This window comes from Rhizobium sp. 862_C5_N1_2, from assembly GCF_051811205.1.
GTDB lineage: Bacteria > Pseudomonadota > Alphaproteobacteria > Rhizobiales > Rhizobiaceae > Rhizobium > Rhizobium leguminosarum.
The window spans coordinates 3,597,537-3,620,691 of record NZ_JBPWPT010000001.1; the positions used below are offsets into that span (position 1 = coordinate 3,597,537).

Sequence of the window (23,155 nt, forward strand, 5' to 3'; positions counted from 1 at the left end):
GCGGCAACCCTCAAACGGTTCGGGTGAAATCATGGGCGTCTGGATCGACACAGACATGGGCTTCGACGATATCGCCGCCATTCTGGTGGTCGTGCAGTCTGAATTCGAGATCGACGGCGTATCACTGGTCTTCGGCAATACGCCGTTGCCGCAGGTGAGAATGAATGCCGCAGGTGCAGCCAGTGCCTTCGGCTGGAAATTCCCCATCCACACGGGTCGCGCCATGCCTGTACTCGGCAAGCTCGAAACCGCCCAGGCGATCCTTGGCGAAACCGGCATCCCGACATCAGGCAAGAGCCTGCCGCAGGCGGCTGCCCTTGCCGAAAGCGATGCCTTCGCAGCACTCTGCCACTGGCTGGAGCGCAAAGGCCAGCACCGCATCCTGGCGCTCGGCCCGCTCACCAACATCGCCGCCGTGGCGCTTGCCCGACCCGATCTTGCCGCCCGCATCACCGAACTCGTCTGGATGGGCGGCGGCGTCACATCAGGCAACCATACGACCTCCGCCGAATTCAATGCGCTCGCCGATCCCGAGGCCCTGTCGATCGTCATCGCCCACGGCTTGCCGCTGCGCATGGTCGATCTCGACCTCTGCCGCAAGGTGCTGGCAAGACCCGAGGATGCCGAGCCGGTGCGCCATGCCGGCGGTGTCAATGCCGAACTCATCGCCGATATGTTTTCGGGTTATATCCGCATCGGCACCAGCCGCGGCCGCTCTGCCATGGCGATCTACGACCCTTCCGCCGCGGTCGCCTTCGTCACTCCAGATATCGTCAGCTTCCGCCCCGCGCGTATCGACGTCGAGCTGCAGGGTGCCCTCACCCGTGGCCGCACCGTCGTCGAGACCCGCGCCACGCATGCGACCTTCAATGCCCAATTCGCCGCCGACATCGATGCCGACATGGCGCGTGTCATCATTCTCGCCGCTTTGGTCAACGAGGCCCGCAAATGACCGCCATCCCTCGTCAAGAACCCGCCGATCTCAATGATCCCGCCTTGCGCGCCCGCGCCGTCGCTGCTGCGCGCGGCGACGCCCCTTTCGACATGCTGATCACCGGTGGCCGGTTGCTCGATGCGGTGACAGGCCTAATCCGGGAAGCCGATGTCGGCCTCGTCGGCGCGCTGATATCAAGCGTCCATGCCCCGGCAAGCCGCACGGATGCCGTCGAGATCATCAATGCCTCGGGCAGCATCATGACGCCCGGCCTGATCGACACGCACATGCATGTCGAAAGTTCGATGGTGACACCGGCCGAATATGCAAGCGCCGTCCTGCCGCGCGGCGTCACCACGATCGTCTGGGATCCGCATGAATTCGGCAACGTCCACGGGCTCGACGGCGTGCGCTGGGCGATCGAGGCGGCGCGCTGCCTGCCGCTGCGCATGATCCTGCTCGCGCCCTCCTGCGTGCCCTCCGCACCGGGCCTGGAACTTGCCGGCGCCGATTTCGATGCCTGCGTCGTCGCCGAGATGCTGCGCTCCTCCGCCGTCGACGGCATCGCCGAAGTGATGAACATGCGCGGCGTCATCGACGGCGATCCGCGCATGGCGGCCATCGTCAATGCCGGCCTCGCCGCCGGCAAGCTCGTCTGCGGCCATGCCCGCGGCCTCGAAGGCGCCGATCTCAACGCCTTCATGGCATCGGGCATCACCTCCGACCACGAACTTACCTCCGGTGCCGATCTCCTCGCCAAGCTTACCGCCGGCCTGACGATCGAGCTGCGCGGCTCGCACGACCATCTGCTGAAGGAGTTCGTCGATGTGCTGAACGGTCTCGGTCACCTGCCTCCGACCGTCACGCTCTGCACTGACGACGTCTTTCCCGACGAACTCCAGGAAGATGGTGGCCTCGACGACGTCATCAGGCGCTTGGTGCGCTACGGCATGAAGCCGGAATGGGCCATCCGTGCCGCGACTTTCAATGCCGCACAACGTCTGAAGCGCACCGATCTCGGCCTCGTCGCCGCCGGCCGCCGCGCCGACATTGTGCTCTTCGACGACCTCATGGAATTCCGGGCACGGCTGGTCATATCAGGTGGCCGCATCGCTGCCCGCAACGGCAGCATGCAGGCTGCCGTCCAGCAGATTGATACGGCGCCGCTTGTCAATTCGGTGAAGCTGCCGCCGCTGACTGAGAATGATTTCCGCATTCCGGCGAAGGGCGAGCGCGTCCGCGTCGCCACCATCGACCGCCCGCGCTTCACGCAATGGGGCGAGGCCGAAACCGAGGTCAGGGACGGTTTCGTCGTTCCGCCGGCGGGCAGCGCCATGATCGCCGTCGCCCATCGCCACGGCAAAGCCGATGGTACCCCGCGTATCGGCATCCTCACCGGCTGGGGTGAATGGCGCGGCGCCTTCTGTACCACTGTTTCGCATGACAGCCACAACCTCACCGTCTTTGGCGGCAACGCGCGCGACATGGCGCTCGCCGCCAACGCCGTCATATCAGCCGGCGGCGGCATGGCGGTCGCCACGGACGGCCGAATCGAGGCGATCCTGCGGCTGCCGCTCTCCGGCCTGGTGACGGATGCATCGCTGAAGGAGACCGCCTTGGCCTTCGTCGGCATCCGCAAGGCCATGGAAAAGATTGTCGACTGGAAACCACCCTATCGGGTCTTCAAGGCCTGCTTCGGCGCAACGCTCGCCTGCAATGCCGGCCCGCACCAGACGGATCGGGGAATTGCCGATGTGGTGACGGGGAAAGTGCTTGAGAGTCCGGTGCTGGAGGTTATGTAAGCCGAGACGCACAGACTGTATACAAAGGGGCGTGCGTCCCGCCACCTCAAACTCCAGCTAGACCTTCAATTCCCGCTCGACCAACGCAACCCAGTAAGCCGCCCCATAACCAAGCGCTTCATCGTTGAAATCATAAGCCGTGTTGTGATGCAGCGCGCCGTCCACCGCCGGGCCGTTGCCGAGCCAGACGTAACAGCCCGGCGCATTCTGGGCGAAAAAGGCGAAATCGTCGCCCGCCGTCGACGGCGGAAAACTTGTCTGCACCTTCCCGCCAAACACCGAGCCGGCGGCCGCGAGCGCCCGCATGGTCGCATCCGCGTCATTGATGACAGGCGGAATCCGCCGTTCGAATGCATAGTCCACGGTGATGTCGTACATAGCTGCACTACCCTGCGCCAGTCGTCCGATCTCGGTCTCCAGCTGATTACGCACATCAGACGAATAGGCCCGCGCCGTCCCGCCGATCTCGACGATATCAGGAATGACGTTCAGCGCCTTCGGGTCGCCCGCCCGCAGGAAACAGGCGCTGACGACGGCCGGCTGCAGCGGATCGACCACCCGTCCGACGATCGTCTGCAGCGATGACAGGAATGTGCCGGCAGCCGTGATCGGATCGCGGCCGAGATGTGGCTTGGCGCCATGCGTGCCGGTCCCGCGGAAGGTCATGCGCCAGCTGTCGGAGGAGGCAAGCTGCGGTCCCTCGACCACGGCGATCTCATCGACCGCAAGCCCAGGCATGTTATGCAGCCCGTAGACGGCATCGCAGGGAAAAAGCTTAAACAGCCCCTCCTCGACCATGCGCCTTGCTCCGCCTCGCCCTTCTTCGGCCGGCTGGAAGATGAAATGCACCGTGCCGGAAAAATTCCGCGTCGCAGCAAGATGCCGCGCAGCGCCGAGGAGCATCGCCGTATGGCCGTCATGGCCGCAGGCATGCATCTTGCCGGGCGCGGTCGATTTATAAGGCCGCTCTGCCATTTCAGGCATGGCAAGCGCATCCATATCGGCACGCAGCCCGATCCTGCGCGAGCCGTTGCCGAGCTGTAGCGTGCCGACCACGCCGGTGCCGCCGAGGCCGGGATGCACCGTGATACCAGCTTCTTCGAGAAGCCTCGCGACGATGCCGGCGGTACGCTCCTCCTCGAAACCGAGTTCGGGATGCGCGTGCAGGTCGCGGCGCAGGGAGGTCAGAAACGGCAGATCGTCCTTGATCCGGGCGGGAATGCTCATCGGGCAATGGTCCTGGGGCCTGGATATCCTGTCATGCGAAACGGGCGCCCAACCGGCGCCCGCATCAGATCATTCCTTGTTTATCAAACGGCCCACAAGTTCAACCCCAGAACAGGATGATTTTAGGCCGGGCCAAAAATCTGAATCCCGTTCTCAATTAACGAGTTAGAGCATGATGTCGTCCGAAAACCGCTCACACTTTTCGGCATCATGCTCTACGCCTCCTCGACGAACACCTCCTCGCGCTTCTTCTTGACGCTCGGCAGGAAGACGACGATCAGCACGGCAACCGCAATGGCCAGAAGAATGGCACTGATCGGCCGCGTGACGAAGGTCGTCGGATCACCACGCGACAGGATCATGGCGCGCCGGAGGTTCTCTTCGAGTAGCGGCCCAAGCACGAAGCCGAGCAAGAGCGGCGCCGGTTCGCAACGAAGCTTTGCCAGCACATAGCCGATGAGCCCGAAGAAGGCGACGGCATAGAGATCGTAGACGTTGGCGTTGACGCTGTAGACCCCGATCGAGCAGAAAGCCATGATGACGGGGAAGAGCACGTAGTAAGGCACGGTCAAGAGCTTCACCCAGAGCCCGATCAGCGGCAGGTTGAGGATGACCAGCATCAGGTTGCCGATCCACATCGAGGCGATGATGCCCCAGAACAGCGCCGGCTGCTCGGTGGCGACGTTCGGACCGGGCACGATGCCCTGGATGATCATCGCGCCGATCATCAGCGCCATGACGGGATTGGCCGGAATGCCGAGCGTCAGGAGCGGAATGAACGAGGTTTGCGCACCGGCATTGTTTGCCGATTCCGGCCCTGCGACGCCCGCAACCGCACCCTTGCCGAACTCCTCCGGCGTCTTCGACATCCGCTTTTCCACCGTATAGGAGGCGAAGGAGGCAAGGATGGCGCCACCGCCCGGCAGGATGCCGAGCGCCGAACCGATCGCCGTGCCTCGAATGACGGGTGCGATCATCTCCTTGAATTCCTGGCGAGACGGCAAAAGGCCGGACACCTTGGCCATCAGCACCGTGCGTGTCGACTCGCCCTCGAGGTTGCGCAGGATTTCCGCAACCCCGAAGACGCCGACGGCGAGCGCCACGAAGTTCAGCCCATCGGCATATTCGCGGATACCGAGCGTGAAGCGCGGCGTGCCGGTATAGATGTCGGTACCGACGAGACCGAGCAGCAGCCCGAGCGCCACCATCGCCAGCGCCTTGACGACAGAGCCGTGCGCGAGAGCGATCGAGGAAACAAGGCCGACGATCATCAGCGAGAAATATTCCGCCGAACCGAATTGCAGCGCGATTGCGGTGAGAGGCGGCGCGAAGATCGCGACGAGAAAGGTCGACACGGTGCCGGCGAAGAACGAGCCGAGCGCCGCGATCGCAAGCGCTGCCCCCGCCCTGCCCTTGCGGGCCATCTGGTAACCGTCGATCGCGGTGACGGCCGAAGAGGATTCGCCCGGCATGTTGATCAGGATCGCCGTCGTGGAACCACCATACTGCGCGCCGTAATAGATGCCGGCGAGCATGATGAGCGAGGAGACCGGCTCGAGCTGGAAGGTGATCGGCAAGAGCATGGCGATCGTCGCCGTGGCGCCGATGCCGGGCAGCACGCCTATCAGCGTGCCGAGCAGCACGCCGATCAGGCAGAAGAACAGGTTTTCCGGAGTTCCGGCCGTCGCAAAGCCGAGCGCGAGATTGCTGAAAAGATCCATCATCGTCTCCTAGAACCGGACCCAGGGGCCGAAGCGCTCGAACGGCAAGCCGAGCCCATAGCTGAAGACCGCCACCGAAAAGATCGTCAGCAGCAGCGAGAGGATGATCGCGAAGAACAGGTTCATCTTTTGCGATGCGAAGCAGGCGATGAAGGCGGTGAAGAACAGTGACGGCGCAAAACCTAGCCCCCGCACCGTCAAGCCGAAGAACACCGGTGCCGGCAGAATGAAGAGCATGCCGCGCCAGGCAAACGGGTCGATCGGCTCGCCCTTTACGCGGAGAGCCTGAATGAAGATGATCGCGCCGAGAAGCACGAGCACGCCGGCCAGCACCAGGGGAAAATAACCAGGCCCCATGCGCACTGTCGTGCCGAGGTCGAGCCCCAGCGACTGGATGGCGAAGAAAGCACCGGTCGCGACGAAAAGCGCGCCGCAGATCGCATTGGTGGTATCGAAACTGATGGATTTCATGGTGTCTCCTGGGGTTGGAGATGGTTCGTGATGCGCTGCTGATGCGATTGCCCCTCATCCGCCTGCCGGCACCCTCTCCCCGCATGCGGGGAGAGGGTTAGAGTGAAGGGCTCATCCGGCATGTCCTGGACGAGGATAATCCTCAGTCGGCATATTCGCCGGCAGCCTCGATCACGGTTTTCCAGCGGGCGATCTCGCTCTCGAGCTTGGCTTTCAGCGCAGCCGGCGTCGCATCAGCGTCGGAGGATGGCGTCGTGCCGAGCTCGGCGAAGCGGGCGCCGACATTCGGATCCTTCAGCGCCACCTGCAGCGACTTCGACAGACGTTCGTTGATCTCAGCCGGCGTGCCCTTCGGCGTATAGATGCCGTGCCAGATACCGACTTCGAAACCCGGCAGGCCGGCTTCGACGGCAGTCGGAATGTCCTTCATTACGTCGAGGCGTTTGGGCGAGGTCACGGCATAGGCCTTGATCGTGCCGCCCTGGATCTGCTTCGTCGTGTTGGTCGTCTGGTCGCACATGACGTCGACCTGGCCGCCGAGCAGATCGGTCATGGCAGGGCCGGTGCCCTTGTAGGGAACGGTCGTCAGCGGCGTCTGGATGGCGCTCATGAACATCATGCCGCAGAGATGCGAGGCCGCACCGATTCCGGCATTGGCGACCGTTACCTTGTCCTTATTGGCCTTGATGTAATCGATCAGCCCCTTGAGGTCGGCCGGCTCCATGTCCTTGCGGGCAACGATCGTCATCGGCACCTCGGTGACGAGGCCGACATAGTCGAAGGCGCCGAGCGTGTCATAGGCAAGCTTGCGGTAGAGCGTGGCGCTGGTCGCCATGCCGATATGGTGCAGCAGGATGGTATAACCGTCGGGATCGGCATTCGCCACGCGGCCGGCGCCGAGCGTGCCGCCCGCGCCACCGACATTTTCGACGACGATCTGCTGGCCGAGATCCTTCGACATGGATTCGGCGACCAGGCGCGCGACGGTATCGGTCGGGCCGCCGGCCGCAAAGGGCACGACCATGGTGATGGTGCGCTCGGGATAGGTCTGCGCCGAAGCGACGCTGGCGAGAACAGAGACCGCGGCAGCCGCGGTCAGGCCGAGCATGGCCTTCAGAATTTTCATCGTTTCCTCCCTGATGAAATAAGCAAGCCCGCCGACACATCCTCCGCGCCGGTTCGGATCACCTATTTGCCGCCGGGAAAAATCGACCCGCAATCATTACAGCCGCTTTCGAAAGACGTTTTTGCGACAGTGCGATGCAGCATGGGTCGATTCGGAAACAAACAGGCAGTGTGATGGGTGGAAATCCACCCATCACACTGTAGCCACACCCTTACTTTTCTGAGGCAGTACCACTTCGCCGGTCTCGATCAGCGCCTTGAGGTTGGAGAGAATGCGCAGCCAGCCGCCGGAATCGTCACTTCGAAAAGCATGCTCCTTCCGAAAATGGCTAACTTTCGGTGGTCAGCATCCGCTTGTCGAGACCATATTTCTGCATCTTTTCGTAGAGCGTCTTCCGGGAAATGCCGAGCGACTCATAGACCGGCCTGAGGCTGCCTCCATGGGCCACCAGCGCGCTGGCAATGACCCCTCGTTCGAATTCGGCGACACGCTCAGCAAGCCCGGTCGCCTCCTCGGCTTGGCGCCCGCCATTGTCGAGACCGAGGACCAGACGGTCTGCGGCGTTCCTCAATTCACGCACATTGCCGGGCCAGTCGCGCTGAGCGATATCGGAGATCACGTCCGGCGGCACGGCCATCTCGTCGCGGCCATAGCGGGCCGCCGCTTCCCGCACCAGCTGCAGGAAAAGCAGCGGAACATCCGCCCGCCGCTGCGACAGCGACGGCACGTGCAGCGTCGCGACATTCAGCCGATAGAAGAGGTCGGCGCGAAAACGCCCCGCCGCCACCTCCGCCTCCAGATCGACCTTGCTCGTCGCGATGAAGCGCACGTCGAGCGCCACCACTTCGTTCGATCCGAGCCGTGAGATTACCCGTTCCTGCAGCACCCGCAGAAACTTCGCCTGCAGGTCGAAGGGCATTGAGCCGATCTCATCGAGCAGGATCGTGCCGCCGCGCCCATGTTCGAATTTTCCGTAACGCGGCCTCACCGCACCCGGAAAGGCCCCCACCTCATGGCCGAAAAGCTCGCTCTCGATCAGGTTTGCCGGCAGTGCGGCGCAATTGATCGCGATAAACGGCCGGCTCGCCCGAGCGCTGATGTCGTGGAGCGCACGCGCCACAACCTCCTTGCCGGCACCCGTTTCTCCGACGATAAGCGTATCGGCATCGCTCGCCCCGATCGCCCGGATGCGGTAGCGCAAATCCACCATCACCTGCGTGCGACCCGGCAGCCGCGCCTCGATATCGTCGCGCTTGCCGGCGACCGCTTTCAACAGCCGGTTTTCGAGCACGAGGCCGCGCCGCTCCATCGCCCGGCGGATGACGCCGGCGAGCATCTCGGGCGTGAACGGCTTCTCGATGAAATCATAGGCGCCTTCGCGCATCGCCTTCACCGCAAGCTGCACATCGCCGTGCCCGGTGACGAGAATGACCGGCACCTCCGGGTCGAGCTCGCGGATCTTCTGCATCAGCGTCATGCCGTCGATGCCCGGCATGCGGATGTCACTGACGACCACGCCGGGGAAGCTGTAGCCGATCAGCTCCAGCACATGATCGCCGTTCGAATAGGTCTCGACGCTGAAGCCGGAGAGCTCCAGCGCCTGCGCCGTCGAGCGGCGCAGTTCCTCCTCGTCGTCGACCAGCAGGATCTTCGCATCGTTCATTCCGCCGCCTCCGGCATCAGCCCTGCCGCCGATTGCAGCTCGATGCGGAACACCGCCCCCCCTTCGGGATGATTGGCAGCAGCAAGGCTGCCGCCGAAATCCTTGATGATGTTGTAGGAGATCGAAAGCCCGAGGCCGAGCCCCTTGCCGACACCCTTTGTCGTGAAGAAGGGATCGAAGATACGCTCGGCGATCGCCGCCGGCACGCCGGGCCCATGGTCCCGCACTGTCAGCACCACCTTGCCGGCCTCCTCGAAGGCCGAAACCTCGATGCGTCTGTCATCCAGCCCTTCCACCGCATCGGCCGCGTTGGAAATCACATTCACCAGCACCTGCTGCAGACGCACCGAACCGGCGCGCACAACCGGCGGACGCGGCCCGAGATCCAGCAGGAGTTCGGCGTCCGCCGCCTTCAGCCGCCAGGCAATGATCTCGAGCGTATCATGCATCGCCTCGTCGAGAGACACCGACCCGAGCTTCTCGTTCGGCTTGCGGGCGAAGTTGCGCAGGTGCCGGCTGATCGCAGCCATGCGGTCGATCAGCCCACCGATCCGCCGGATATTATCCCGCGCCTCCTCCGTCCGCCCACGGTCGATGAGGACGGAGGCACTGTCCGTATAGGTCTTGGCGGCGGCGAGCGGCTGGTTGAACTCGTGCGAAAGGGCAGCCGACATCTGCCCGAGGCCGGCAAGCTTGCCCGCCTGGATGAGGTCGGCTTGTGTCTGGCGGAGCTGCTGTTCGGTCAGCCGCCGTTCGGCGATCTCCTCCTCGATGCGGCTGTTGACGCGCGCAAGATCGGCCGTGCGCTCCTCGACGCGCTGTTCCAGTTCGTTGCGGGCCTCCGCTTGCAACTGCATGCGCTCGGCAAGCCGCGCCCGCCGCTGGCGAAGGACGGCCACCGTAAGCCCTGCAATGCAGAGAATAAGAAACACGGCGGCAAGCGCCGTGCGCGCCTGGGCGCGGATGGAACTCGTCTCCATCAGCACGTTCACCGTCCAGTCCTCGGCCGGCATATAATGCGAGAGCACCAGATATTCGCTCGAGTCGCGCTCGCCGGCCAGCGTCATCAGCTCATGCTGCTCGAAGTGATGTCGCGTCACTGGCAGCGCCGCCAGCCTGGCATTGGCATAGCGCCGCGAGGCCTCCGTGCGTGCGATGCGGTCCGCCGTCAGCGGCAGGATCGCGCCGTAAAGCCATTCCGGGCTGCCGGACATGAAGATGATGCCCTCGGGATCGGAGACGAAGATCTTGTATTCGCCGCCGCCCCAGGAGGATTCGATCATATCAATATCGACCTTGAAGACGATGACGCCGCGAATATCCGCACCGGTCCGGATCGGCGCAGCGAAATAATAGCCGCGTTTCAACGAGGTGGTGCCGAGCGCGTAGAAGCGCGCCTGCCGGCCTTCGATCGCATCCTGGAAATAGGGCCTGTAGCTGAAATTCTGTCCAACGAAGCTTCCGGGCCTATCGTAATTGCTGGCAGCGATCGTCTCTCCATCCGGCTTGACCACATAGATGTCAGAGGATTTCAGCAGCCCGTTGATCTCCTTGAGATAGAGATTAGCCGCATCGCGCAGCGCCGCATCCTCGGGCGCGCTCACCAATTCCTTGATGTCGTCGTGATCGGCGATCAGCGCCGGCAGCGCCTCGTAGCGGTTGAGATGGCCGCTGAGTGCCGAAACGGCAAGCCGCAGCGCCGTTCCTGCCTGTGCCGAAGCCTCCTCCATATAGGCGCGCGTCGCAATCGCGCTCCCATAAGTGAAGAAGGCGAAGATGATCAGCGGCACCACCAGCAAAGCCGCTATCGCACGATATCTCGAAGACAGATCCGGCTCCTCCCCTTTCTGCCTCCACTCCCCAGCGAGGCATACCCGACGGCTCAAGTTAACGCATAACCCCGAAAATCGGAATCGATTTTCGGAAAGGATTATGCGCCAATTCAAAGTGATAGAGCGTCCTTAGCGCTCCCTGCCGGACGCGCGGCGCTCTATGGGGTGGACAGGGATTTCCAAGGGCCTGCCGAAACTTGACACCCGGCAGGGGCGGATGTCCTATTGCTGCACCGCAAGGAGGCCCCGCCCATGAGCGACGACCAGACGCCCGCCGACAGCAAGCTCACCACATCCAAGCGCCGTTGGGCGGCCGAGGGCAAGTTCCTGACCGGCCGCATCAGCCGTCCCGAAGCCGAGCGCCTGCCGCCCGGCCAGCACCTTGTCAAGAACTGGCCGGTGCTCGATCTCGGCCAGCAGCCTGTTGTCTCCACAGATTCCTGGCGGCTTGACGTGCGCGGCCTTATCGAAACGCCGCTCACCCTCACCTGGGCCGCCTTTCAGGCGATCGAGCAGAGCACCAAGGTCAGCGACATCCACTGCGTCACCACGTGGTCGCGCTACGACAACAAATGGAAGGGCGTTTCGACGCGCGATCTGCTTGATCTCGCCATGCCCAAGCCCGAAGCGGCTTACGTCATGCTGACAAGTTATGACGGCTATACCACCAACCTGCCGCTGGCCGATTTCGCCGCCGAGGATGCGATCCTTGCCACCGCTTGGGAAGGCCTGCCGCTGACACCGGATCACGGCGGCCCGATGCGCCTCGTCGTGCCGCATCTCTATTTCTGGAAAAGCGCCAAATGGCTGCGCCGCATCGAGCTGATGCCCGCCGACCAGGCCGGCTTCTGGGAAAAGAACGGTTATCACATCTATGGCGATCCCTGGCGCGAGCAGCGCTATTCCGACGATTGAGCTTTCGGCCGCGAGAAACGGCGAAGCGCAAACACGCCAAGGCCGAACAAGGAGGCAAGCCCCGTCATCGACGCCATGCTGGCGGCATGGAATGGTATCCCGCTCCAGCGTGGCTTGATGATGTCAGCGGTGTTGAAGGCCTCGCCGCTGAATCGACAGGTGATGAGCGCAAGACCGCGCCGCACCATATCGGCATCGACCGCGGAAATAATTTCATCCGCCGCAGCTCTCTCCCGCGGCATCTCACGCATCGAAAGCAAGACCGCCTTGGCCGCCGCGAGATAGGCATGGGCGCATTCGTTGAACGGGCTTTGCTCATCGGTCACACTGCCCGGCATCCGGCCCCATAGGCAGTAGGAATACTGGATTTCGGCATAGTTCAGAACGCGCCGGAACGGCTCGTTCGTATCGACTGCGCGGGATGCAAGGTCGATAATCCCACTGCGATAGTCAGACATGACAGCCATCTCGCCATGGGAAATCTCGGGGATATTGAGGCCCGCATGGCTGCCGCCATCGCTACGGCTATGAGCAGAAGCGCTTCCGGCAACCACACACAAAAAGGCGGCCGTGATTAACGCCGCCGACAGGATTGGTGTGGTTCTGCTGCTTTTCATACTCGCTCGAAAAAGTCGGGCTAGCTCCCAAAGTTCAGGGCGCCGGCAAAGCGGCGCCCTTCGATGCTTTCAGTGAAATGCCGTTGCCGGCCGACCTCGTTGCCCGCCCTTAACTGCAAGCCGCTTTTCGGCAAGCGCTCCGAAAGCCAGCCCCAAGGCTGCCCAGAGGATCACATGCATGCCAAGCGAGGTCGTGCGGAACCGCCAGAGCACCATCGCCGAGAAGTTCTCCGGCACCTCGTTGATCGGCGGCAGCAGATAGAGCACGACGCCGATGAAGACGAGATAGACAATGCCGGCGATGATCGCGCCGTTCCAGAGACCGAAGCGCTCGGAAAGGCGGCGAGACAGCGCCACCGCGGCAATCAGGGCTGCGAGCGAGACGACGATCATCAGGAAGAACAACTCGGTCCTGACGCCGATCGTGTCGGGATTGCCGACCGCCGGCGGGTTGGCCGGATACTTGATACTGGGAACGATGACGATCGCCACGAAGGCGGCAATGGCGATGACGGCTGAGGTGCCACGCGCCGAAAGGCTGCTGAAACGGCCGTGTACGAAAGCGAAGGCAAGTGCGAAGAGCCCGCCGACAGCGACGCTGTAGGCCATGACGCCGGTGAAAAGGCCGAGACCGGCCTGCGTGGCGCGACTGACGATTTCAGGTTCGGCAGCTTCGCCGGCCGCCTGGGCGCTTGCCTCCTCGAAGGCGATCGCCGCATCGACCAGCGGCTCACCGAAAGTATGGGCGAAAGCGAAAACGAGGATGCCAGCAATCAGGCCCGCGAGCATGCCGCGAAGCAGAAGGTTTCCAACCATGTCAGGAACTCCCTTAAAGCACGTCGCGCAAAAGTGTGCAGCGGTTTTTCGATAACGACATGCGTAAAAACGAAAACCTAAAGCGAGACGAGCGAATCTGAAAGATCGCGACGCGCTTTAGTGGCAGGGAAAGCCGAGGAGATGACGGCCGTCATGCACGAATTCGTGCACATACATGCCGTTGAACAGCGCCATCGCGCCTTCCTCGGTGCCGACGAAATAGAGGACGATCAGCATCAGCAGGCCGCCAAAGATCGCCCAGGGCAGGATCTCGCCTACAGGGATCGGCGCCGGTACCGCAACGGGCGCGAAAGTGGTGTCAGACATATATTCCTCCGGGAATGACGCGTTCAGTCGAAAGAGTGCTTGTGCAGTAGGGTCTGACTTCCAGCGCGAAGAACTTTCGACACGCTGGTCACAGTGGCGCGACCGCGCCGGACTTACACCGGCTTCCAAACCCGCAACAGCACGGTTATATCTGCACGCCGAAGAGACTGTCAACGAAACTTCACAAGCCGGCAGAGAGGCGTCCTGCTGCATAATTCCTTAAATCGGAATTGATTCAGGGATAGATTATGGAGCCATTCAAACTGCTACAGCGTCCCTTGCGCCTCTCGAAAAGACGCGCGGCGCCGGAGCCGCATTCCGGGAGATCAGAACGACCGTGAACACGCGCCTCACCTGGATCTGCCACGGCGCGACGACGGCGAACCGCAAGGCGCTGTTCCCGCTCGACGAACCGCTGGAAGGCAAGGCGGCGGAAGAAGCCGGCGAAATGGCCGCCCCGTCGCGCGCCGACCGCATTGCCATGAGCCCCGCTTTGCGTGCCCGCCAGACAGCGGAAGCGCTCCACCTCGAAGCCAGGATAGACCTCGCACTTCGTGACTGCGACCATGGCCGGTGGGCCGGCAGGTCGATCGCGGCGATAGAGGCCGAAGAGCCGGAGAACCTCATGGCCTGGATGAGCGATCCGGAAGCGGCCCCGCATGGCGGCGAGAGCTTTGTTGATCTGCGCACCCGCGTCGCCGGCTGGATGGACAGTGAATCCGCCCTCGGCGGCCATGTGATCGCCGTCAGCCACGCGGCCGTCATCCGGGCGGCTGTCGCCCATGTGCTTCAGGCGCCGCTCTCCTCTTTCTGGCTGAGCGACGTCGAGCCGCTCGCCATCGTTCGCATGACCAGCAACGGACTGCGCTGGTCGCTGCGCTTCCAGCATTAGAAACTGCTGATTCTTATCCAGCCTTGCACAAGCAAATCGCGTCATCTCTGTTGAACCCGGTTTCGCGGGGACTACTTCCTTGTCCCAAGGAGATGGAAGAATGACATATGATTGGAGTGGCGAGCGCACGCGACGGCTGCGTTTCATGCGTCTCGCCACAGTCACGGTTCTGGTTGGTCTCATCGTCAGCGTTCCGCTGCTGATCGCCACCGCCTGAAGCACGAGAAAGGGCGAGCGATGCATTAGCACGCTCGCCTTCGTTCTTTCCCGCGTCGACTGGTCTCCTGAACCGGGATCGCCCACGACGACGCCCAGATTCCCCCAAGCCCGTCGGTCTCTCAGCGGCACAGCAACAGGCTGCTGCCTCCGATAATTCGCCTTCTGGTTTCAACAAACATTCAGACTTTCGTGATATCTCCGCGAATGGTGGGAGATGGAGAAGGCATAATGCCGGTGTTTTTCCAAAGCAGGGCCGGAAGGCAATGCGTGTCGATCGTCGGATTTGGGGTAACCCTCTGGCTCCTCGGCACGCTGTTGCAGCTCGACGACAGCCTGGTCTCCTTCATGATCGGCTTCGGCGAGTACGGCGCCGACAAGCTCGTTCTGGCGCTCGGCATCGCCGGCGCCATGAGCTTCATCTATTCGGTCCTGCGCATCGCCGATCTGCGGAAGGAAATGGAACTGCGCGCCACCGCCCAGTCGAAGGCCGATTGGACCGCAACCCACGACCATCTGACCAAGCTGCCGAACCGCTACGCCTTCGAGCGCAAGATCCTCTCACGGCCGATCAAGGACGACGAGGCGGAGATCGAGGAGTGGGACCGCAACGTCACCATCTTCTCCGTCGACCTCGACGGCTTCAAGAAGGTCAATGACCTCGTCGGCCACAAGGGCGGCGACATCCTGTTGATCGAGGTTGCCAGACGCATCTGCGCGCTCGGCAATGCCGATTGCGTCTACCGCTTCGGCGGCGACGAATTCATCATCGTCGCCTTCGCCCTGACGGCGCAGCGCGAGGAGCGTTTTGCCAGGCTGCTGATCCAGGCCGTCACCCGGCCGATCCATATCGATGGTTTTGCCGTCGAAGTCGGCGCTAGCGTCGGCTATGACCGCTGGGTCGAGGAAGCCGAACCGCTGGAAGATGCCGCCCACCGTGCCGACCTCGCCATGTACGAGGCGAAATCACGCGGGCCCAACCATTATTTCGTCTTCGAACCTTCGATGCAGGACAAAGTTACGGAACGCGCCGCGTTGGAAACCAGGCTGCGCGCCGCAATCTCCAACAAGGCGATCAAGCCCTTCTATCAGCCGCTGATCGACCTGAAGACCGGCCAGCTCTGCGGCTTCGAGGCGCTGGCGCGCTGGATCGGCGACGACGGCGTCAACATCCCGCCGCCGGTCTTCATCGATATCGCCGAGGAAACCGGCATGATCACCGCATTGTTCGAGGATCTTCTCGCCCAGGCCTGCAGCGATGCCCTCACCTGGCCGGAGCATGTGACGTTGTCCTTCAACGTCTCGCCGGTGCAGATGGAAGACAGATTGCTGACGTCGCGCATTCTGAAGGTGCTTTCGGCAAGCCGGCTGCCACCGCAGCGCCTGGAAGTGGAGATCACCGAAAACGCGCTGATCCAGGATCCCGCCGTCGCCGCCCTCATTCTCGACGAACTGCATGCCGCCGGCATCCAGATCGCACTCGACGATTTCGGCACGGGCTATTCGAGCCTCGCCCAGCTCGCCCGCTATCGTTTCGACAAGATCAAGATCGACAAAAGCTTCATCGCCACCTATCGCGACGAAGAACGCCAGGAAAAGATCGTCCGCGCCATGCTCGGCCTCGGCAGGAGCCTCAACATCAAGACGACTGCGGAAGGCATCGAGGAGCACGGCCAGCTCGCCTTCCTGCTGCAGCTCGGCTGCGACATCGGCCAGGGCTATCTCTTCGGCAAGGCGATGCCCGCCGCCGAGGCGGGCATCTTCATCAGCGATCGCAATGCCAGCCTGGCCTCCACGGCCTGACGGGACGCCCTAAAAAACCTGACGCATGATCACGAAGAGCACGAAGGCGATCGCGATCGAGGCCGGCAGCGTCAGAACCGCCCGTAAGCACTGATGTCCGACGATATTGACGGTGATGCGCCTGGTACCCTCGCCTCCATAAAAGATGCCGCGTTATGATCCCAAGCGGCGGACGATGGTTGTCTATGCAGCAACAAAGCGCGCCCCGAGCGAATAAATCCTTCCCGCCTGGACATCCGACGCTAAGTTCGGTCATCTCACACCCGCGCGGAGTCTTAGAAGACATGTCATCGACCGGCCTGCTGCTGACCTTCAACACCGGCTCCTCGACCGTTAAGATCGGCATCTTCGCGATAGACGGCGGCAAGGCACGGCGCATCGGCAAGGGCGTGATCGATTTCCGCGCCGAACCGCTGTCGCTCGGCCTGACGAAAGGGCCGCAGACCTTCGAGATTCCGATGAAGGCCGAGGTGACAGAAGATCTGCACGGCGTCATCGATAAGACTTTCGCGCTTCTCGCCGATCATTTCGACATGACCGCCGCGCACGCTGCCGGCCACCGCGTCGTCCATGGCGGCGACCGCTTCACCAGGGCGATCGCCCTCGACGCCACCGCAATCGATGCCATCGATGCGCTGACCCCGCTTGCGCCCTTGCACCAACCGCAGGCGCTGCGTTTCATCCGCGCGCTCAAGCATCTGAAACCGCATCTTGCCCAGACCGCCTCCTTCGACACCGCCTTCCACTCCACGCAGGACGATCTCGTTCGCCGCTTCGCCATTCCCCGCGCGCTGCATGACGAGGGCATCAAGCGTTACGGCTTCCACGGCCTTTCCTATAAATTCATCGCCGGAGAGCTTCGCCGCAAGGCGCCGCGCGCGGCAAAGGTGGTCGTCGCCCATCTCGGCAGCGGCGCGAGCCTCTGTGCATTGGATGGCGGCATCAGCCGCGATTGCAGCATGGGCTTTTCGACGCTCGATGGCATCCCGATGGCGACGCGCCCCGGCTGGCTCGATCCCGGCGTCATCTTGCATCTGGCCGGTCAGAGGAAACAGTCCTTCGAGGAGATCGAAGACCTGCTCTATCACCGATCCGGCCTGCTTGGCGTCTCCGGCATCAGTGCCGATACACGCGAGCTGTTGAAGGACGGCCGGCCGCAGGCGCGCCAGGCGATCGACCTCTTCACGCTGCGCATTGCCGGCGAAATCGGCCGCATGGCGGCAACGCTGAAGGGGCTTGACGCCATCGTCTTCACCGCCGGCATCGGCGAACATCAACCGGAGATCCGCGCCGGCGTGGCCAAGCGGCTGTCTTGGCTTGGCCTTGCAATCGACGAAAAGGCCAATGCCGCCAATGATTTTACGATCAGCACCAGGGAAAGCCGCATCGCCACCCATGTCATCGCCACCGATGAGGAACAGGTCATCGCTGACGAGGCACTGTCTCTTCTTCGCGGCGGGTGATCCAGATCAACAGCTTGCCGGCATCCGCCGGTAGAATTGACGTTGAAGACATTTTCGAACGGGAGAAACCCATGGAAAAGCATGTCTCGACCGCCGCTCTTACCGATGCCGAACTCACTCTGATCGACCGCTATTGGCGCGCCGCCAATTATCTCTCCATCGGCCAGATCTATCTGCTGTCCAATCCGCTGCTGCGCGAGCCGCTGAAACCAGAGCACATCAAGCCCCGCCTGCTCGGCCATTGGGGCACGACACCCGGCCTCAACTTCATCTATGCGCACCTGAACCGCCTGATCCGCGCCCGCGACCTCGATATCATCTACATGTGCGGCCCCGGCCATGGCGGGCCGGGCATGGTCGCCAACACCTATCTCGAAGGCATCTACAGCGAGATTGTGCGGAACTGGACATGGCCGACGGCGTGAAGCCAAAACCAAACAGAGTCGCGCGGACCTGGTCGGAGAAGATTATCCGGCGGGAGCAATCGTCAAGCGACGGTCTAAAGTTGGTGAAAACGATCAGGGCGCTGTTCCAGAATGGCCATATCGTAGGCTATGTGTCTTGGGAAAGCTCTAAGCCACTGACCGAGGAAACGACATGAAGGGTTTCGCTGCCACGCTCACCGCCGCCCGGCTGGAAAAGGCGCTCGCTTTCTACATGACGCCCGAAGCCCGGCCGGATGGCTCAGCCGATACCGTCAAGCCAGCTGGGGAGCGCAAGGCATACGAGACCCGCGCCGACGAACGCCCCCGCAACACGGAAGACGGCGTCGAAGCTTGGTAAGGCGATCCCCACCGGGCGACCCTCCGCGAACGCGTCGCACCCGGAATGCCGAAACCCTATGCACGTTCGAGCCGGACTTTTTCCTTCATGCGCCAGACCCGCGGCGTTTCTCCCGTATACTTAAAAAAGAAGCGCGAGAAATAGGCGGGATCGGCAAAGCCGAGCCGAAACCCGATCTCCTGAACGCTGCCCAGCGTAAAAACGAGCTGGCGTTTCGCCTCTTCGACGAGCTTACCGGCGATCAGTTCGTGGGGAGTGTTGCCGGTCATCGACCGGACGATGCGGGTGAGATGCGTCGGCGAAACCCCAAGCTCTCTGGCATAGAAAGACGCGGGCTTGTGCGATCGAAAATGCTGCTGAATGAGCTCGCTCAGCATTTCCATCCGCCGCTCGTTCTCGTTGAGCGGAAGTTCATGCGTATTCCCCTCATGGGAAATCCTTGCCGTCAGCCGTAGCGCCAGGGCGACATAGGCGGCCAACGCCTCATTGCGGCCGCTGCGGCGGTTTTCGAATTCGTCGCCCAGCCGCTTCAACGTCTGCATGACATAGACGGCCTCGGCATGATCGGGATCGAGCGGCGTCAGATGCGGCGCCGCCAGCCATTCGCCGAGCTGGCTTCGGTCGCCGGGCGGATGGCTGAGATGGGATCTCAACAGGGTGATCACCAGGCCGTCGATATCGCGTGAAAAACGAAAGCCGTGATTAAGCCCGGGCGGCACGGTGATGATGGCGGGCGGACGGATAGCGTGGCTTATTTCGCCGAAGATCGCATCACCCGAACCGCCTTCGATGTACAATATCTGAAAGAAACTCTCGTGGCGGTGCGGACGGATCTCCCAGTGATGCAAACTGCTGCGGGAGCGAATTGTTTCGCAATGCACCCAAAAATCCGGTTCTCGCCCGGTCTTTTCGCCGTAGAGTTCGTAGGTAGGGATATGTCTGCTCATGGGGCTCCTCCCGCACCAATGTTCGATTAGTGCAATTTTTAGGTTGGGATGTCCATTGCTGCGGCAAGCGCGGCACGGCAGAATCTGGCAAAACGCAAAAATGCAGGGAGGCAGCATTTGCGAACTCAGGTCGCCATCATCGGTTCGGGGCCATCCGGCCTGCTGCTCGGCCAGCTTCTGACCGAAGCCGGCATCGACAATGTCATCCTCGATCGTGTGAACAAGGATTACATCCTCGGCCGGGTTCGTGCCGGCGTTCTGGAGGAAGGCACCGTCGGGCTGCTGGATCAGGCCAAATCAGGCGCGAGGCTGCATGCCGAGGGGCTGCCGCATGACGGTTTCTCGCTGGCCTTCGACGGACGCGACCATCGCATCGACCTTCACGAATTGACCGGCGGCAGGCGCGTCACCGTCTACGGACAGACCGAAGTGACGCGCGATCTCATGGAGCGGCGCGAAGTAAGCGGCTCCTTATCGATCTACGATGCAGTCGATGTCGCGCCGCACGACTTCGACGGCCCTTCTCCCTTCGTCACCTATGTGAAAGACGGTGTTGCCAAGCGCATCGATTGTGACTTCATCGCCGGCTGCGACGGGTTTCACGGCGCCAGCCGCAAGGCCGTCCCGGAACGCGCGATCAGGAGTTTCGAGAAGGTCTATCCCTTCGGCTGGCTGGGGGTCCTGGCCGACGTGGCGCCCGTCAGCCATGAGCTGATCTACGCCAACCATCCAAGGGGCTTTGCGCTCTGTTCGATGCGCTCGGCCACCCGCAGCCGCTACTACATCCAATGTACGCTCGACGAGAAGATCGAGGACTGGAGCGACGATCGCTTCTGGGACGAGTTGAGACGGCGGCTGCCGACGCATCATGCCGAGGCATTGGCGACCGCGCCGTCCTTCGAGAAATCGATTGCGCCGCTGCGCTCCTTCGTTGCCGAACCGATGCGTTTCGGCCAGCTTTTCCTGGTCGGCGACGCTGCCCATATCGTCCCGCCGACCGGGGCCAAGGGATTGAACCTTGCCGCCAGCGACGTCCATTACCTTTTCTCCGGGCTGATCGAGCATTACCGCGAAGGCTCGAATAGTGGCATTGACGCTTACTCGCAGAAGGCGCTCGCCCGTGTGTGGAAAGCCGTGCGGTTTTCCTGGTGGATGACGACGATGATGCATCGTTTTCCCGATACCGGTGATTTCGACCAGAAAATCCAGGAGGCGGAGCTCGACTATCTCACCCATTCCCGCGCCGCCTCGACGGCGCTCGCGGAGAATTATGTGGGATTACCATTCTGAGACGAGGATAATTCCGCATCTTCGATGCACAATCATAATCGCTAGGTCATGGATTACGGCATTTATTTCATTTTACATCACCATTTCGCATGACAAGCTAACGCTCAATTTTGGGCGGCTAGCGAATACGGCGCGGGAGTGCGCCAAAAAGGGAGAGAGAGAATGAAGAAGCTATTTCTGGCCGCCGTTGCGGCCGTCGTGCTCAGCGGCACGGCCTATGCAGACACCATCAAGGTCGGCGTCATCGGCCCGTTCTCCGGTCCGTTCGCGCTGCAGGGCAAGAACTTCAAGGCCGGCATCGACGCCTATATGGCGGTCAACGGCAACAAGGTCGGCAGCGACACGGTCGAGATCGTCTATCGCGACGTGCCGCAGGCCGATCCCGCCCAATCCAAGGCGCTGGCGCAGGAACTGATCGTCAAGGAGAAGGTCCAATATCTGGCCGGCTTCTATTTCACCCCCGATGCGATGGCGGTGACGCCAATCCTGAAGCAGGGCAACGTGCCGATGGTCATCATGAACGCCGCCACCTCGGCGATCGTCACCAAGAGCCCGCTTGTCGTCCGCACCTCGTTTACCACCTGGCAGACCTCGACGCCGATCGCCAAGGTCGCCTTCGATGCCTGCGTCAAGAAGGTGATTTCGGTCGTCAGCGATTACGGCCCCGGCATCGACGCCGAGAATGCCTTCAAGGCCGGCTTCGAAAAGGCCGGAGGTCAGGTGGTCGAGGCAATCCGCATGCCGCTTGCGACCAACGATTTCAGCCCGATCATGCAGCGCATCAAGGATTCCGGCGCTGAGGGCGTCTTCGCCTTCCTGCCGTCAGGTCCGACGACGCTCGGCTTCGTCAAGGCTTACAACGACAATGGCCTGAAGACGGCCGGCATCAAGTTCTTCGCGCCGGGCGATCTGACCCAGGAATCCGATCTGCCGGCGCTCGGCGATGCGGCACTCGGCATCCAGACGACCTTCCACTATGCCGTGTCGCACGATTCTCCGGAGAACAAGGCTTTCGTCGAGGCGGCGACCAAAGCGATCGGCAACAAGGCCGAACTCTCCTTCCCCGCGGTCAGCTCCTATGACGGCATGTATGTGATCTACAAGATGATCGAGGCGACGGGCGGCAAGCAGGATGCTGAAAAGGCCGTCGATGCGGTCAAGGGCCTTGCCTGGACCAGCCCGCGCGGGCCGGTTTCGATCGATCCCGAAAGCCGCCACATCACACAGAACATCTATCTGCGCGAAGTCACCAAGGCGGATGACGGGACCTACATCAACAAGGAAGTCCAGACCTTCGAGAAGCAGGGCGATCCGGGCCTGGCGGCCGTCAAGTAACATCGAGCATCACGGCATGCGACGGGCTTGGGCAGTGCTTCGGGCAGACTTCCGATCTCTCCGGAGCTGCCCGAAGGCGTCGAGCCCGTCGCATCGAAGCAAGGTATCCCCATGCAGACAGTCTTCAGCATAGCCGTCGATGCCTTTGCCTATGGCATGGTGCTCTTCGTCATATCGATCGGCCTTTCGGTGACCATGGGGCTGATGCGTGTCGTTAACCTCGCTCACGGCGCTTTCGCGATGATCGGCGGCTATATCGCCTCCTATGTCGCCCGCGACCTCGGCCTTGGTTATGCCACGGCAGTCATCGCCGCCGTTGTCATCACCATCATCGTCGCCATTCCGATCGAGCGTTTTCTCTTCCGCCGGATCTACGGTGCGCCGGAACTGACCCAGGTGCTGATGACGATCGGCATCACCTTCTGCGTCATCGGCATCGCCAATTATATGATGGGGCCGACGCTGAAGACCATCCCGCTTGCCGGTGCGCTGCAGGGATCGGCCGATCTCGGCTTCCGCACCATTCCCGTTCACCGGCTTTTCGTCATCCTCTGCGGCCTGGCTGTGGCGCTCGCCCTCTGGTTCGCGATCGACAGGACCAGCTTCGGCGTCAAGCTGCGCGCCTCCGTCGATGATGCGGCGATGGCTGCGGCACTCGGCGTGCGCACCGAGATCATCTATGCGGTGAGCTTTGCCGTTGCCGTCGGGCTTGCCGCCTTCGGTGGCGTGGTCGGCGCCGAACTCCTGCCCGTCGAACCCTATTATGCGCTGCGCTACATGGTCACCTTCCTGGTCGTCGTCTCCGTCGGCGGCGCGGGTTCCATTCCGGGCGCGCTGATTGCCTGTCTGCTGCTGGGCGCGATCGATACGACCGGGCGGTATCTGATGCCGGAATTCGGCGAATTCTTCTTCTATCTCGCCGTGATCGCAATCATCTGCGTCTTCCCACGCGGCCTTGCCGGAAGGGCAAAATAA

At 62.3% G+C, this 23,155-nt stretch carries 20 protein-coding genes and 1 pseudogene; 11 read left to right on the forward strand and 10 right to left on the reverse strand.

What is annotated here, in order from left to right:
- Positions 1 to 31: 31 nt before the first annotated feature.
- On the forward strand, positions 32 to 952 hold the full coding sequence (locus tag ACD590_RS17980) for a nucleoside hydrolase (protein ID WP_047622647.1): 921 nt from the start codon (positions 32 to 34) through the stop codon (positions 950 to 952).
- Positions 949 to 2,736 carry an adenine deaminase gene (locus ACD590_RS17985; RefSeq protein ID WP_439003120.1) on the forward strand — a complete coding sequence of 596 codons (1,788 nt, stop codon included), beginning with the start codon at positions 949 to 951 and terminating at the stop codon, positions 2,734 to 2,736. Before ACD590_RS17980 ends, ACD590_RS17985 begins: the two co-directional genes overlap by 4 nt.
- A gap of 57 nt (positions 2,737 to 2,793) precedes the next feature.
- Here the strand turns inward: ACD590_RS17985 and ACD590_RS17990 are convergent, their stop codons facing one another.
- From ACD590_RS17990 to ACD590_RS18015, 6 genes are all read right to left on the reverse strand, one after another.
- Complete coding sequence (locus ACD590_RS17990; protein WP_018243404.1) at positions 2,794 to 3,963, reverse strand: M20 aminoacylase family protein; 1,170 nt, start codon at positions 3,961 to 3,963, stop codon at positions 2,794 to 2,796.
- A 215-nt stretch (positions 3,964 to 4,178) separates the two neighbouring features.
- Positions 4,179 to 5,684 carry a tripartite tricarboxylate transporter permease gene (locus ACD590_RS17995; RefSeq protein ID WP_018243405.1) on the reverse strand — a complete coding sequence of 502 codons (1,506 nt, stop codon included), beginning with the start codon at positions 5,682 to 5,684 and terminating at the stop codon, positions 4,179 to 4,181.
- Positions 5,685 to 5,693: 9 nt separating this feature from the next.
- Positions 5,694 to 6,155 (reverse strand): tripartite tricarboxylate transporter TctB family protein, encoded by a 462-nt coding sequence (locus tag ACD590_RS18000; RefSeq protein ID WP_439003121.1) that lies wholly within the window; start codon positions 6,153 to 6,155, stop codon positions 5,694 to 5,696.
- Positions 6,156 to 6,297: 142 nt separating this feature from the next.
- Positions 6,298 to 7,281, reverse strand: a complete 984-nt coding sequence (locus tag ACD590_RS18005) for a tripartite tricarboxylate transporter substrate-binding protein (protein ID WP_018243407.1) — start codon at positions 7,279 to 7,281, stop codon at positions 6,298 to 6,300.
- 328 nt (positions 7,282 to 7,609) lie between these two features.
- The gene (locus tag ACD590_RS18010; RefSeq protein ID WP_011653327.1) at positions 7,610 to 8,944 is read right to left on the reverse strand and encodes a sigma-54-dependent transcriptional regulator; all 1,335 of its coding nucleotides are present in this window, start codon (positions 8,942 to 8,944) and stop codon (positions 7,610 to 7,612) included.
- Entirely contained in the window at positions 8,941 to 10,737 is a 1,797-nt protein-coding gene (locus tag ACD590_RS18015; protein ID WP_439003557.1) for a sensor histidine kinase, read from the reverse strand. Before ACD590_RS18015 ends, ACD590_RS18010 begins: the two co-directional genes overlap by 4 nt.
- Before the next feature lie 291 nt (positions 10,738 to 11,028).
- On the opposite strand from ACD590_RS18015, the gene ACD590_RS18020 reads away from it, so the two are divergent.
- Entirely contained in the window at positions 11,029 to 11,691 is a 663-nt protein-coding gene (locus ACD590_RS18020; RefSeq protein ID WP_112904890.1) for a sulfite oxidase-like oxidoreductase, read from the forward strand.
- Here the strand turns inward: ACD590_RS18020 and ACD590_RS18025 are convergent.
- The 3 genes from ACD590_RS18025 to ACD590_RS18035 all read right to left on the reverse strand — a co-directional run bounded on the left by ACD590_RS18025 (position 11,676) and on the right by ACD590_RS18035 (position 13,451).
- Positions 11,676 to 12,308: a hypothetical protein gene (locus ACD590_RS18025; RefSeq protein ID WP_018243410.1), complete on the reverse strand. Its 633-nt coding sequence runs from the start codon at positions 12,306 to 12,308 to the stop codon at positions 11,676 to 11,678. The genes ACD590_RS18020 and ACD590_RS18025 overlap by 16 nt on opposite strands.
- Before the next feature lie 69 nt (positions 12,309 to 12,377).
- Complete coding sequence (locus tag ACD590_RS18030; protein WP_028733472.1) at positions 12,378 to 13,124, reverse strand: CbtA family protein; 747 nt, start codon at positions 13,122 to 13,124, stop codon at positions 12,378 to 12,380.
- Positions 13,125 to 13,241: 117 nt separating this feature from the next.
- Positions 13,242 to 13,451, reverse strand: coding sequence for a CbtB domain-containing protein (locus ACD590_RS18035; protein WP_003542661.1), 210 nt, complete (start codon positions 13,449 to 13,451; stop codon positions 13,242 to 13,244).
- Positions 13,452 to 13,788: 337 nt separating this feature from the next.
- Here ACD590_RS18035 and ACD590_RS18040 point away from each other — a divergent pair, with 337 nt between their 5' ends.
- The 5 genes and pseudogenes from ACD590_RS18040 to ACD590_RS18060 all read left to right on the forward strand — a co-directional run bounded on the left by ACD590_RS18040 (position 13,789) and on the right by ACD590_RS18060 (position 18,608).
- Positions 13,789 to 14,343 (forward strand): histidine phosphatase family protein, encoded by a 555-nt coding sequence (locus tag ACD590_RS18040; protein ID WP_439003122.1) that lies wholly within the window; start codon positions 13,789 to 13,791, stop codon positions 14,341 to 14,343.
- A gap of 447 nt (positions 14,344 to 14,790) precedes the next feature.
- Positions 14,791 to 16,362, forward strand: a complete 1,572-nt coding sequence (locus tag ACD590_RS18045) for a putative bifunctional diguanylate cyclase/phosphodiesterase (RefSeq protein ID WP_018243414.1) — start codon at positions 14,791 to 14,793, stop codon at positions 16,360 to 16,362.
- A 284-nt stretch (positions 16,363 to 16,646) separates the two neighbouring features.
- Entirely contained in the window at positions 16,647 to 17,825 is a 1,179-nt protein-coding gene (locus tag ACD590_RS18050) for an acetate/propionate family kinase (RefSeq protein ID WP_439003123.1), read from the forward strand.
- Between the two features lie 71 nt (positions 17,826 to 17,896).
- Positions 17,897 to 18,220, forward strand: a pseudogene (locus tag ACD590_RS18055) (phosphoketolase); the annotation flags it as partial.
- A 202-nt stretch (positions 18,221 to 18,422) separates the two neighbouring features.
- Positions 18,423 to 18,608: a hypothetical protein gene (locus ACD590_RS18060; RefSeq protein ID WP_182565090.1), complete on the forward strand. Its 186-nt coding sequence runs from the start codon at positions 18,423 to 18,425 to the stop codon at positions 18,606 to 18,608.
- Positions 18,609 to 18,664: 56 nt separating this feature from the next.
- Here ACD590_RS18060 and ACD590_RS18065 read toward each other — a convergent pair whose 3' ends face one another.
- The gene (locus ACD590_RS18065) at positions 18,665 to 19,555 is read right to left on the reverse strand and encodes a helix-turn-helix domain-containing protein (protein ID WP_439003124.1); all 891 of its coding nucleotides are present in this window, start codon (positions 19,553 to 19,555) and stop codon (positions 18,665 to 18,667) included.
- Positions 19,556 to 19,672: 117 nt separating this feature from the next.
- Between ACD590_RS18065 and pobA the strand changes: the two genes are divergently transcribed.
- The 3 genes from pobA (at position 19,673) to ACD590_RS18080 (ending at position 23,155) form a co-directional block, all read left to right on the forward strand.
- Complete coding sequence (pobA, locus tag ACD590_RS18070) at positions 19,673 to 20,845, forward strand: 4-hydroxybenzoate 3-monooxygenase (protein ID WP_439003125.1); 1,173 nt, start codon at positions 19,673 to 19,675, stop codon at positions 20,843 to 20,845.
- A gap of 162 nt (positions 20,846 to 21,007) precedes the next feature.
- Positions 21,008 to 22,180, forward strand: coding sequence for an ABC transporter substrate-binding protein (locus tag ACD590_RS18075; RefSeq protein ID WP_439003126.1), 1,173 nt, complete (start codon positions 21,008 to 21,010; stop codon positions 22,178 to 22,180).
- Positions 22,181 to 22,291: 111 nt separating this feature from the next.
- The gene (locus ACD590_RS18080; protein WP_026230593.1) at positions 22,292 to 23,155 is read left to right on the forward strand and encodes a branched-chain amino acid ABC transporter permease; all 864 of its coding nucleotides are present in this window, start codon (positions 22,292 to 22,294) and stop codon (positions 23,153 to 23,155) included.